The sequence below is a fragment of the Streptomyces millisiae genome (genome assembly GCF_031845425.1).
Lineage (GTDB): Bacteria > Actinomycetota > Actinomycetes > Streptomycetales > Streptomycetaceae > Streptomyces > Streptomyces millisiae.
In genome coordinates this window covers 39664-51369 of sequence record NZ_JAVREM010000047.1, presented here as the reverse complement: position 1 = coordinate 51369, position 11706 = coordinate 39664, and the positions used below count along the sequence as shown (strand labels likewise).

The following is an 11706-nucleotide window of genomic DNA, read 5'->3' as shown; positions in this document are numbered from 1 at the left end:
CTGCGCGCTCCGCGCGGGCGATGCCCGCCTGCGGTGGGTTCGCCGGCCCGGCATGCCCGGCGGCTCCGCCGCCGGGCTGCATCAGCCCCGCCCATCCGCCCCGACACGCGCTGCGCGCGCCCCAGCCGGCTCCGCCGCCGAGCGGCGCCGCGGCATGGCCAGCGGAAGCCGGAGCACGCGCCTGACGCTTCGCGGCGCAGCCGCCCAGCGCGCGCCCCGGGAGCGCGGCGTGCGCTGCGCGCAGCCCGAGCGCGTCCCCGGCGACCGCACCGCCGAACGGCGGCGCGGCAAGGCCGGCGCGGCAGGGGCACGCCTGACACTCGGCGGCGCAGCCGCCCAGCGCGCGCCCCGGGAGCGCGGCGTGCGCTGCGCGCAGCCCGAGCGCGTCCCCGGCGACCGCACCGCCGGGCGGGCGGCCGGCGCTGCGCGCGCCCCAGGCGGCTCCGCCGCCAAGCGGCGGCGCGGCATGGCCGGCAAGGCAGGGGCACGCGCCTGACGCTTCGCGGCGCAGCCGCTCAGCGCACCCGGGCCCCCGGGCCGCACGCACCCCCGGGCAGTGTGGCGCGCGCTGCGCGCGGGCTGAGCGCTGTGCCGCCGGGCGGCAGCCCGGCGCTGGGCGCCGCGGCGCGGCCGCTCAGCGCACCCGCACCCGCACCCCCGCCGCGGCCACACCGCGCCGCGAGGCGCGGGCGCTGGGCCCGCCAGGGCGTGGACGTATCGCCCGAACCGGCAGACACCCAACAAACAGCCACCACAGGTCCCTTCGGGGCGTTCCGCCCGCCAGGGCGCGAGGGCTTGACCGCGTGCCCGGCGGGTCGTACGTTGCTTCGGCACTTGATCCGATAATTTTCGGCGAGTTTCCGGAAGGTGTGCGACGATGCAAAGCCTTAGCAGCCGGCGAATACGTCACCTCACGGCCGTGGCGGCCGGCGTCCTGTCGATGAGCGCCCTGGCGGCCTGTGGGAGCAGTGGGCCGGCGGGGCGTGGTGGTGGGGACGGTCTCGAGGTGTGGGTGTACCAGGACGGGTCGACCGTGATCCAGGAGGAGTTCGTCGAGCGCTTCAACGAGAGCTCCGACATCGACATCAACCTGACCCAGATCCCGGGCGAGAACTACCAGGACCGGATGCGCACCGCGATGGGCGGTTCCAACGCGCCGGACATCTTCTTCAACTGGGGCGGCGGCAGCATCTCCGACTTCGTCGAGCAGGACATGCTGGTCGACCTCACGGACATCATCGCCGAGGAGCCGGGGCTGAACGGCGCGTTCATCCCGTCGATCCTGGAGGCGGGCGGGATCGACGGGCGGATCTACGGGGTTCCGATGCGCGGCGTGCAGCCGGTGATCCTGTTCTACAACCAGACGCTGTTCGAGGAGGCAGGCGTGGAGCCGCCCGTGTCCTGGGACGACCTGATGGGTCTGGTGGACACGTTCACCGAGCGCGACATCACCCCGGCCGTGCTGGCCGGCGGCGACCCGTGGACCGAGCTGATGTGGCTCGAGTACCTGCTGGACCGGGAGGGCGGCGCCGAGGTGTTCGCGCGGATCCGGGGCGGTGACTCCGCCGCCTGGGGTGACCCGGCCGTGCTGGCGGCGGCCGAGCGGGTGACCGAGCTGGTGGACGCGGGGGCGTTCGGCAACAACTACCGCTCGGTGCGGTACACCACGGACGGCGCCTCCACGTTCTTCGCCCAGGGCGAGGCGGCCATGCACCTGATGGGCTCCTGGGAGTACGCCAACCAGCTCGCGCAGCAGCCGGAGTTCACCGAGAACGACCTGGCCTTCGCCGCCTTCCCGGCCATCGAAGGTGGCGCCGGCGATCCCTCGGCCGTGGTCGGCAACCCGACGAACTACTGGTCGGTTCACTCCGACGTCGAGGGCGAACGCCTGGACGCGGCCGTCGAGTTCCTGTCGCTGATGGCCAGCGAGGAGTACGCGCAGGCGCTGATCGACAACGGCGACGTCCCCACCACCGCCAACGCGGAGGCGCTGCTGGACAGCCACAGCAACCCGGAGTTCGCGCACTTCCAGTACGACATGGTCACAGGCGCCTCGGACTTCACGCTCTCCTGGGACCAGGCCCTGCCGGCCTCGCAGTCCACACCGATGATGGACAACATCGAGCAGCTCTTCGGCGGCGACCTGTCGGCGCAGGAGTTCGTCGACGCGATGCAGGACATCTAGGCGGTCGTCGAATGAGTCGCCAATCCGCGCGGGACTCCGCCATCGTCCCGCACGCCGGTCGCCCAGGCCTCGCCTGGGCGATCCCGGGCGTGTTGTTCTTCCTCGTCTTCGCCGCCGCGCCCATGGTGCTGGTCGCCTACCTGTCGTTCACCGACTGGGACGGCCTGGCCAGCCCCTCGTGGATCGGCTTCGACAACTGGACCCGGCTGTGGAACGACGACGGCATGCGCAACGCCATCTGGCTGAGCGTGCTGCTGACCGTGTTCACCTGGGCCGTGCAGACCCCGATCGCGCTGCTGCTCGGCGTGTGGGCGGCCGGCCGGCAGCGTTACCGGGCCGTGCTGTCCGCGATCTTCTTCCTGCCGCTGCTGGCGTCCTCGGTGGCGTTGGCGCTGCTGTGGCGCACGCTGTTCGACCCGAACCTCGGGCTGGCCGCGGACGTCGCCGAGTGGTTCGACCTGGAGACCGCCGACCTGCTCGGCTCGTCGCGCGGCGCGTTCATCGCCATCGTCTTCGTGGCCAGCTGGCAGTTCGTCCCGTTCCACACGCTGATCTACCAGGGCGGCGCCCGGCAGATCCCGCGTTCGCTCTACGACGCGGCGTCCATCGACGGCGCCGGCACCGTGCGGCAGTTCTTCTCCATCACGCTGCCGCAGCTGCGCAACACGATCATCACCTCGTCCGTGCTGATGGTGGTCGGCGCGCTGACCTACTTCGACACCGTGCTGATCCTCACCAACGGCGGTCCGGGCGACGCCACCAGGATCCTGCCCTTCCTGATGTACGAGGAGGGGTTCCGCACCTTCGAGCTGGGCTACGCCAGCGCCATCGCCGCCACCCTGGTGATCATCGCCACCGCCGTGTCGCTGCTGCTGGTGCGGCTGACCGGGTTCACCAGGATGCAGAGCACCAGGGAGGGGCTGTGACGCAGACCCACGCCGAGACCGTCGCGAAGCGGCGGCCCGAGCCACACCGGGAGCCGCCCGCGGCGGGCCCGCGGCGCGCGCCGCGGCGGCGGCTGCCGAGGGCCAACTACCCGGCCGGCTTCGCCGCGTTGCTGTGGTTGGGCATCGTGGTGGTCCCGCTGTACGTGCTGGTGATGTCCACCCTCCAGGACCGTGCCTCCTACCTGGAGAACGGGCCGCTCTCGCTGCCCACCAACCCGTCGCTGGACAGCTACCAGCGGGTCCTGGAGGGCGAGTTCCCGCGCTACCTGCTCAACACCCTGGTGGTGACGGTCTCCTGCGCCACGATCGCCGTCGTGCTGTCGGTCACGGTCGCCTACACGGTGGTGCGCAACCGCTCCGCGATCTCCCGGCGGGCCTTCCAGCTCTTCCTGCTCGGCCTGGCCATCCCGTCCCAGGCCGTGATCATCCCGATCTACTGGATCATCACCAGGCTCGAGCTGTACGACACGCTGCTGGCCGTGATCCTGCCGACGGCCGCGTTCTCGCTGCCCGTCAGCGTGCTGATCCTGGTGGGCACGATGCGCGACATCGACGAGGAGCTGTACGAGTCGATGGCGCTGGACGGCGCCAGCCAGACCAGGATCCTGCTGCAGCTGGTGGTGCCGATGTCCCGGGCCGGGATCTCCACGGTCGGGGTGTTCTCGGCGCTCGGCGCGTGGAACGGCTTCCTGTTCCCGCTGATCCTCACCCAGTCCCAGGAGAACCGGGTGCTGACGCTCGGCCTCTACGACTACATCGGCGAGTACCGGGCGGACATCCCCGCCCTGCTCTCGGCCGTCGTGCTCTCCATCGTGCCGATCTTCACCGCATACCTCTTCGCCCGACGGCAGTTGATCAACGGCCTGATGGGCGTCGGCGGCAAGTAACCCGCGCCGACCGCCGCCCAGCGGACCCGAGGGCTACAGAAGGAGCCTCATGCCCGAGCACAGCCACCACTCCGAACGCCCGTGGCAGGACCCGTCCCTGCCCCCAGAGGCCCGCGCGGCCGAGTTGCTCTCCCGGATGACCCTGGAGGAGAAGCTCGCCCAACTGGTCGGCATCTGGCCCGACTCGGAGGAGACCACCGGAGAGGACGACGCCGACGTCGCCCCACGCCAGCACGAGATCAACTCCTCGACGCCCGACCCTCGTTCGGTCGTGGTGCATGGACTCGGGCACCTCACGCGGCCGTTCGGCACCGGTCCGGTCGACCCGACCGAGCGGGCGCGGACGTTGGCCGAGGACCAGCGCAGGATCGCGGCGGGCAACCGGTTCGGGGTGCCGGCCATCGCGCACGAGGAGTGCCTGACCGGGTTCAACGCCTGGCAGGCCGCCATCTTCCCGACGCCCCTGGCCTGGGGCGCGTCGTTCGACCCCGAGTTGGTGGAGGAGGCGGCCCGGCTGATCGGGATCTCGATGCGGTCGGTCGGCGTCCACCAGGGGCTCTCCCCGGTGCTCGACGTGGTGCGCGACCCGCGTTGGGGCCGCACCGAGGAGTCGATCGGCGAGGACCCGTACCTGGTGGCCACCATCGGCGCCGGCTACGTGCGGGGCCTGGAGTCGAGTGGGATCGTCGCCACCCTCAAGCACTTCGCCGGCTACTCGGCTTCGCGCGGCGCCCGCAACCACGCGCCGGTCTCCATCGGGCCGCGCGAGCTGGCCGACGTCATCCTGCCGCCGTTCGAGATGGCGCTGCGCGAGGGCGGCGCCCGCTCGGTGATGGCCGCCTACAACGACCTGGACGGGGTGCCGGCGACCGCGGACCCGGAGCTGCTGACCCGGCTGCTGCGCGAGGAGTTGGGCTTCGACGGCGTCGTGGTCTCGGACTACTTCGGCGTCTCCTTCCTGGAGTTGAGCCACGGCGTGGCCGGCTCGTCGGCCGAGGCGGCGGTGTTGGCGCTCGCGGCCGGCGTCGACGTCGAGCTGCCCGCCGGGCGCTGCTACGGGGAACCGCTGTTGAAGGCGATCAGGTCGGGCGAGGTGGCCGAGGAGCTGGTGGACCGCTCGGTGCTGCGGGTGCTGACGCAGAAGGCACAGCTCGGCCTGCTGGACCACGACTGGTCGGGCGAGCCGTCCGCGCTCGCCGACGGGGCGGACCGGGTCGACCTGGACCCGCCGGCGATGCGGGCGGTGGCGCGGCGTCTCGCCGAGGAGTCGGTGGTGCTGCTGGCCAACGAGGGCGGCGCGCTGCCGCTGCCGCCCCGCGCGCGGATCGCGGTGCTCGGCCCGCTGGCCGACGACCCGGCGGCGATGCTCGGCTGCTACACCTTTCCCCGGCACGCCGGCGCCCAGCACCCCGGGCTGCCGCTGGGCGTCGAACTCCCCACGCTGCTCGACGGGTTGCGCGCGGAACTGCCCGAGGCCGAGATCAGCCGCGTCGACACCCCCGAGGAGGCGGCGGGCGCCGAGGTGTGCGTGGTGGTGGTCGCCGACCGCTCGGGCCTCTTCGGGCGCGGCACCTCGGGCGAGGGGTGCGACGCCGCGGACCTCGAACTGCCGGACGGGCAGGGCGCCGTGGTGGACGCGGCGCTGGCCACCGGCGTGCCGGTGGTGCTGGTGCTGCTCACCGGCCGGCCGTACGCGCTCGGCCGCTGGGCCGACCGGCTCGCCGCCTGCGTCCAGGCATTCTTCCCCGGCGAGGAGGGCGGCGGCGCGGTGGCCGGGGTGCTCTCGGGCCGGGTCGACCCGTCGGGCCGGCTGCCGGTGGGCGTGCCGGAGCACCCGGGCGGCCAGCCGTGGTCGTACCTGGCGCCGCCGCTCGGCCAGCCGGGCGAGGCGAGCTCCGTCGACCCGACGCCCCGCTACCCCTTCGGGCACGGCCTGTCGTACACGGAGTTCGCGTGGGCCGACGCCACGGTCGACGCCGAGGCGGTGGCCACCGACGCCGGGGCCGAGGTGCGGCTGACCGTCACCAACACGGGCGAGCGCGCCGGCACCGAGGTCGTCCAGCTCTATCTGCACGACCCGGTGGCCAGGACCGCGCGCCCGGTGAACCGGCTGATCGGCTACGCGCGGGTGGATCTCGCGCCGGGCCGGACGGCCGAGGTGCGGTTCGGCTTCCACGCCGACCTGGCCGCGTACACGGTGGCCCCCGGGCGGCGGGTCGTGGACCCGGGCGCGCTGGAGCTGCGGCTGGCGGCGTCGAGCGCCGACATCAGGCACCGGCTGCCGTTGACGCTGACCGGTCCCGAGCGCGTCGTCGGCCGCGACCGGCGGCTGCGCTGCCCCGTCACCGTGACGCCGGTGGATACGGGAGCGGACCCGGCGGACAGCCCGGCGGACAATCCGCGCACGTGACCGGGGGTTGACTCGTATCGCACGACACCGCGGCGCGGCCTACGCTTGGCGCATGGGCTGGACCGTGCGCGACATCCCCGATCTCAAGGGCCGCACCGCGGTGGTCACCGGCGCCAACAGCGGGCTGGGCTTTGTCGTGGCGCGCGAGCTGGCGCGCCGCGGCGCCCGGGTGGTGCTGGCCTGCCGCAGCCAGCAGCGGGGCCAGGCGGCTCTGGAGCGGCTGCTCGGCGAGGTCCCCGAGGCGCGGGCCGAACTGCGGCTGCTCGACCTGGCCGACCTGGCGTCGGTGCGGGCCTTCGCCGGCGACTGGGGCGAGCGGCGGCTCGACGTGCTGATCAACAACGCGGGGCTGATGGCCATCCCGTTCTCCCGGACGGCGGACGGCTTCGAGACCCAGTTCGGCGTCAACCACCTGGGGCACTTCGCGCTGACCGGGCTGCTGGCGCACCGGCTGCTGGAGACCCCGGGCGCGCGGGTCGTGGTCGTCTCCAGCCTGGCGCACCTGATGTCCAACATCGACCTGCGAGACCTCAACTCCGAGCGCCGGTACCGGCCCTGGATCGCGTACGCGCGGTCCAAGTCGGCCAACCTGCTGTTCACCCACGAGCTGGCGCGCCGGCTGCGCGGCCACGACGTGCTGGCGGCCGCCGTGCACCCCGGGTACGCGGCGACGGAGCTCCAGGCCAAGGGACCGCGGCTGGCCGGCAGCGCCTTCCAGGAGCGGGCGGCGGGGCTGCTCAACCGGCTGGTCGCGGCCCCGCCCGAGGTGGGCGCCACCCCGCTGCTGTACGCCGCGACCGCGCCGCGCGTCGCGCCGGACTCGTTCACCGGGCCCAGCGTCCTGGGCGCCCGCACCCTGCGCGGCGGCCCGGGCGGGCCCTGGCGGGCGGCCTGGACCAGGAACGACGCGATGGGCGAGCGGCTGTGGGCCGCCTCCGAGGAGCTGACGGGCATCCGTTTCGAGATCCCCTAGCGGGTTCGGAGATCCGGCCGTCAGTCGGGGACGACCTCCACGCGCTCGCCGTTCACGAGGTACGTCGGGAGGTACGGCTGCTTAGGGTCGACGGGGAACCCGCGCTCGTGGGCCAGGCTCGCCATCGCCAGCGGGCCGAGCGCCACCCGGGCGCGGGGCGCCGCCGAACCGCCCCAGTAGGCGCCGTGATGCGCGAGCGCCTCGGCGAGCGCCGCGCCGAAGGCGGCGTGGTCGCCGGTGATCAGCCGGCGGAAGAGCGCGGCCGGCTGGTAGTCGATCCGGTCCACGAACTCCCCAGGCGCCCCAGCGAGTGCAGCGGCACGCCACGCTCGACGGTCACCTCCCGGTGCTCGACGGGCACCCGCAGCAGGTTCGCGAAGCCGGCCTCGTCCAGTTCCCCGAGCCCGGCGCGCTCCACGTCCCGGTCGGTGAGGACGCGCACCGAGGTGGGTCCGTCGAGGGCGTGGACGAGGACCAGCCCGTCGGCCACCACGCGCGCGTAGCGCATCGCGTCCGCGAGCTCGGGGGTGAGGGCGTCGGCCGGCAGCAGCCGGGCGTGCGTGCCGCGCAGCAGTTCTTCGGCGCTCTCGCCGCCCTGGCTGGCCTCCCGCAGGGCGGCGAAGTGCGCCGCCACCAGCTCCGGCCAGCGGCTCTCCGGTTCCCGGCGGCACAGGAACCCGAGGTTCCGCAGGGAGGTGACGCGGTCCGCGTCGAGCCGGGGCGCGGCCAGCGCCCGCAGGTACGCCGCCTGGGCGGCGGTCAGCATGGACAGTTCGTGGTTGGGGGAGTCCGGTGGTGCCGGAGCGCTGTCGTGGGTCATCACCCCGACCCTACGGGCCTGTTGATCGTCGTCATGCCCAGGGAGACCGGGGGCCTCACGCGGCGAAACGGTCGAGCAGCGCCCCGACCCGCCGGGTCTCCGAGGCGAGGAAGTCGCCGAACGCCGCGCCCGGGAGGTACGCGTCGCCCCACCCGTTCTCGCGCAGCGCGGACCGCCACTCGCGGCGCCCGTGGAGCCGCTCGATCAGGTCGCGGAGCCGGTTCAGCCGGTCCTGGGCGAGGCCCGGCGGGGCGAGCAGCCCGCGCCAGTTGGTCACCTCGACGTCGTAGCCGCACTCCCGCAGCGTCGGCGCGTCGAGACCGGTCACCCGGCGCGGGCCGGTGACCGCGAGCACGCGGAGTTCGCCGGCCGCGACCGCGTGGCGGAGCTCGCCGAGGCCGCTGACGATCACGTCGGCCTGGCCGCTGAGCAGCGCGGCCAGCAGTCCGCCGCCGCCGTCGTACTGGTCGAAGGTGACCGCGTCGGGCGGCAGGCCCACGGCGTCGGCGGTCAGCATCAGCGCCAGGTAGTCGGGGCCGCCGGGCAGCGAGCCGATGCCGGCGGTGAGGCGGCCGCGCCGCCAGTCGACCAGCAGTTCGTCGAAGGTGCGGTACGGCGAGGAGGCCGCGACCACGATGGTGCCCGGCTCGTCGACGAGCCTGGCCAGCGGCGTGGCGTCGCCGATCCGCACCGGCGGCGAGCCGGTGTGCAGGCTGCCGACCAGGCCGAGGCCCATCTGCAGCAGCAGCTCGTCGTTGCCCGACTCGTGGACCAGGCGGGTCAGGGCGACCGTGCCCATGCCGCCGGTGAGGTTGAACACCTCGACCTCGCCGGCGAGCCCGGACTCGCGCAGCGTGATCGCCAGCGTGCGGGCGGTGAAGTCGTAGCCGCCGCCCGCCACCGTGGGCACCATCACCCGCAGCCGCCTGTCGCTCGGACCGGCCGCGCAGCCGGCGAGCAGCAGGCCCGGGACGGCCAGCAGCGCGGTGACCCGCGCCCGGTTTGGCAGCATCGCGGGGGATATCGGAACGGGCTTCACTCGGCGTAACGTACCTCGCGACGGGTCGGATGGACAGGGCCGCGCGTAGGGTCCGGTCGAGAGCGGCGAGAGGAGGTGGTGTTCCGATGCGGTTCCGGCTGCCCAGCCTGGCCAGGCTGTCGTTGGCCCGCCAGTTCCTGACCCTGCAGCTCGGCCTGATCGTCGTCGTGCTCGTGGTGATCGCCGGGGTGTCGATCGCCCAGGCGAACGCCGACTTCCGCCGCACCGAGGGCGGCCGGCTGCTGAACGTGGCGGAGAACGTGGCCTCGCAGGAGGCCGTGCGGATCGGCCTGGCCGACGCCGAGCACCGGGGCATCCTGCAGGCGTCGGCGGAGAGCGCCCGCAGCGTCTCCAGCGTCTCGTACGTGGAGATCACCGACGCCTCGCGCCGCATCCTGACCGCCGCCGACCCGCGCCGCATCGGCGAGGAGCTGCCGCTGGCGGACAGCACGGTCCTGCAGGGCCGGTCGTGGACGGGCTCGACCACCGACGGCTCGGGGAACACGTCGCTGGTGGCGCACGTGCCGGTGTTCGGCGAGAGCGGCGAGCTGCTCGGCGTCGTGGCGGCGGGCCGGGACACCCGTGGCTTCGCGGAGCGGGTGCGTACCGCGACGCCCGAGCTGCTGCTCTACCTCGGCATCGCGATCGGGCTCGGCGCGGCCGGCTCCTTCCTGCTGGCCCGCCGCATCAAGCGGCAGACGCTCGGCCTCGAACCGGGCGAGATCACGGCGCTGGTCGAGCACCGCGAGGCGATGCTGCACGGCATCAAGGAGGGCGTGATCGGCCTGGACGCGCAGGGCAGGCTGACGTTGGCCAACGACAGCGCGCGGGAGCTGCTGCGGCTGCCGGCCGACGCGCCGGGGCGGACGCTGGCCGAGCTGCGGGTGACGGGCCGGCTGCACGACGTGCTGACCGGGCGGGCGAAGGGCCGGGACCAGGTGGTGTTCACCGGGGAGCGGGTGCTGACCGTGAACCGGATGCCGCTGGTGACGCGCGGGCAGCCGGCCGGCTCGGTGACCACGATGCGCGACCTGACGGAACTGACGGCGTTGCAGCAGCAGTTGGAGGCGACGCGGAGCGCGACCGACACATTGCGGGCGCAGGCGCACGAGTTCTCCAACCACCTGCACGTGATCGCCGGCCTGGTGGAGCTGCGGGAGTATCCGGAGGTGGCGCGCTATGTGCGCGGCGTCAGCGGCACGCACGCGCAGCGCAGCGCGGACGTCAACGCGCACGTCGCCGACCCGTCGTTGGCGGCGCTGCTGATCGCGAAGGCGAGCCTGGCCGCCGAGCAGGGCAGCACGCTGCGGCTGACGGCGGACAGCGACCTCGGCCCGGTGCCGGAGTCGCTCGCCTCGGACCTGGTGACGGTGGTGGGGAACCTGGTGGACAACGCGCTGGACGCGGTGCGGGGCCGGGCGGGCGGGGAGCAGAGGGGCCGGGCGGGCGGTGAGCCGGCCGGGGAGGGCTGGGTCGAGGTGCGGCTGACGGAGACGCCGGAGGGCATCGACGTGCTGGTGCGGGACTCGGGTCCCGGGGTGGCGCCCGAGTTGGCGGAGGAGATCTTCCGGCACGGCTTCACCACCAAGGCGGCGGCCCGGGACTCGGGGCGCGGCCTCGGGCTCGCGCTGACCCGCCTGGTGTGCACCCGGCGGGGCGGCGAGGTGACGGTGCGCGGCGCCGAGTTCAGCGCGCGGCTGCCGCGCACGGCGCGGGAGAGGGCTTTGGAGGGGGCGGGTTCGTGATCCGGGTGCTGATCGTCGACGACGACTTCATGGTGGCGAGGCTGCACCGCAAGGTGGTGGAGCGGACGCCGGGGTTCGAGGTGGTCGGCGAGGCCAGGACGGGCGCGGAGGCGCTGGTCGCGGTGCGTGAACTCCGCCCGGACCTGGTGCTGTTGGACATCTACCTGCCGGACATCAGCGGTCTCGACGTGCTGCGCGAGCTGCGCGGCGGGGTGGCGGCCGAGGTGGGGCACGAGCCGGACGTGCTGGTGATCACGGCGGCCCGTGAGGTGGAGACGGTGCGGGGGGCGCTGCGCGGCGGGGCGGTGCACTACGTCATCAAGCCGTTCGAGGTGCCGGTGTTGCAGGAGCGGTTGCGGGACTACGCGCGCCGCTCGCGGGAGTTGGCGGCGATCGCGTCGTCGTTGCCGGGACAGGACGCCGTGGACCGGGTGTTCGGGGCCGCGGTGCCGCCGCCGCGGCTGCCGAAGGGTCTTTCGGAGGAGACGGCGGAGCTGGTGCGCAACACGCTGCTGGCGTGCGACGAGGACCTGTCGGCGGCGGAGTGCGCGGCGCGCAGCGGCCTGTCCCGGGTGAGCGCCCGCCGCTACCTGGAGCACTTCGCGGCCACCGGGCGGGTGGCGGTGACCCTTCGGTACGGCAGCACCGGCCGTCCCGAGCGCCGCTTCCGCTGGGCCGCCGCGCCCGACCGGCCGTAGGG

At 74.0% G+C, this 11706-nt stretch carries 11 protein-coding genes; 8 read left to right on the top strand and 3 right to left on the bottom strand.

Annotated elements, in window-relative coordinates:
• Positions 1-229: 229 nt before the first annotated feature.
• The 6 genes from RNC47_RS26065 to RNC47_RS26040 all read left to right on the top strand — a co-directional run bounded on the left by RNC47_RS26065 (position 230) and on the right by RNC47_RS26040 (position 7402).
• A complete protein-coding gene (locus RNC47_RS26065; protein WP_311602091.1) occupies positions 230-496 on the top strand; it encodes a hypothetical protein in 267 nt (88 codons plus the stop codon).
• Positions 497-877: 381 nt separating this feature from the next.
• Positions 878-2185 (top strand): extracellular solute-binding protein, encoded by a 1308-nt coding sequence (locus RNC47_RS26060; RefSeq protein WP_311602090.1) that lies wholly within the window; start codon positions 878-880, stop codon positions 2183-2185.
• 11 nt (positions 2186-2196) lie between these two features.
• The gene (locus RNC47_RS26055; RefSeq protein WP_311602087.1) at positions 2197-3111 is read left to right on the top strand and encodes a carbohydrate ABC transporter permease; all 915 of its coding nucleotides are present in this window, start codon (positions 2197-2199) and stop codon (positions 3109-3111) included.
• Positions 3108-4019, top strand: a complete 912-nt coding sequence (locus RNC47_RS26050; protein ID WP_394814882.1) for a carbohydrate ABC transporter permease — start codon at positions 3108-3110, stop codon at positions 4017-4019. Before RNC47_RS26055 ends, RNC47_RS26050 begins: the two co-directional genes overlap by 4 nt.
• 49 nt (positions 4020-4068) lie before the next feature.
• A complete protein-coding gene (locus tag RNC47_RS26045; protein ID WP_311602085.1) occupies positions 4069-6429 on the top strand; it encodes a beta-xylosidase/alpha-l-arabinosidase in 2361 nt (786 codons plus the stop codon).
• A gap of 52 nt (positions 6430-6481) precedes the next feature.
• Positions 6482-7402, top strand: a complete 921-nt coding sequence (locus RNC47_RS26040) for an oxidoreductase (protein WP_311602083.1) — start codon at positions 6482-6484, stop codon at positions 7400-7402.
• Between the two features lie 20 nt (positions 7403-7422).
• Here the strand turns inward: RNC47_RS26040 and RNC47_RS26035 are convergent, their stop codons facing one another.
• Genes RNC47_RS26035 through RNC47_RS26025 form a run of 3 tightly spaced genes read right to left on the bottom strand, consistent with a single transcriptional unit; the run spans position 7423 to position 9234 of the window.
• Entirely contained in the window at positions 7423-7689 is a 267-nt protein-coding gene (locus tag RNC47_RS26035; RefSeq protein WP_311602082.1) for an Imm49 family immunity protein, read from the bottom strand.
• Positions 7644-8222: a hypothetical protein gene (locus tag RNC47_RS26030; protein ID WP_311602080.1), complete on the bottom strand. Its 579-nt coding sequence runs from the start codon at positions 8220-8222 to the stop codon at positions 7644-7646. The genes RNC47_RS26035 and RNC47_RS26030 overlap by 46 nt, the downstream gene beginning before the upstream one ends.
• 55 nt (positions 8223-8277) lie before the next feature.
• Entirely contained in the window at positions 8278-9234 is a 957-nt protein-coding gene (locus RNC47_RS26025; protein ID WP_311602078.1) for a Bug family tripartite tricarboxylate transporter substrate binding protein, read from the bottom strand.
• Between the two features lie 113 nt (positions 9235-9347).
• On the opposite strand from RNC47_RS26025, the gene RNC47_RS26020 reads away from it, so the two are divergent.
• Both RNC47_RS26020 and RNC47_RS26015 read left to right on the top strand, forming a co-directional pair.
• Entirely contained in the window at positions 9348-11006 is a 1659-nt protein-coding gene (locus tag RNC47_RS26020; protein ID WP_311602076.1) for a sensor histidine kinase, read from the top strand.
• The gene (locus RNC47_RS26015) at positions 11003-11704 is read left to right on the top strand and encodes a response regulator (RefSeq protein ID WP_311602074.1); all 702 of its coding nucleotides are present in this window, start codon (positions 11003-11005) and stop codon (positions 11702-11704) included. The genes RNC47_RS26020 and RNC47_RS26015 overlap by 4 nt, the downstream gene beginning before the upstream one ends.
• Positions 11705-11706 lie beyond the last annotated feature (2 nt).

Bases quoted from the DNA above. Each gene is read 5' to 3' on its own strand.
- RNC47_RS26020 (WP_311602076.1), top strand. From the start codon at position 9,348: ATGCGGTTCCGGCTGCCCAGCCTGGCCAGGCTGTCGTTGGCCCGCCAG.
- RNC47_RS26030 (WP_311602080.1), bottom strand. From the start codon at position 8,222: ATGACCCACGACAGCGCTCCGGCACCACCGGACTCCCCCAACCACGAA.
- RNC47_RS26060 (WP_311602090.1), top strand. From the start codon at position 878: ATGCAAAGCCTTAGCAGCCGGCGAATACGTCACCTCACGGCCGTGGCG.
- RNC47_RS26025 (WP_311602078.1), bottom strand. From the start codon at position 9,234: ATGCTGCCAAACCGGGCGCGGGTCACCGCGCTGCTGGCCGTCCCGGGC.
- RNC47_RS26055 (WP_311602087.1), top strand. From the start codon at position 2,197: ATGAGTCGCCAATCCGCGCGGGACTCCGCCATCGTCCCGCACGCCGGT.
- RNC47_RS26045 (WP_311602085.1), top strand. From the start codon at position 4,069: ATGCCCGAGCACAGCCACCACTCCGAACGCCCGTGGCAGGACCCGTCC.
- RNC47_RS26040 (WP_311602083.1), top strand. From the start codon at position 6,482: ATGGGCTGGACCGTGCGCGACATCCCCGATCTCAAGGGCCGCACCGCG.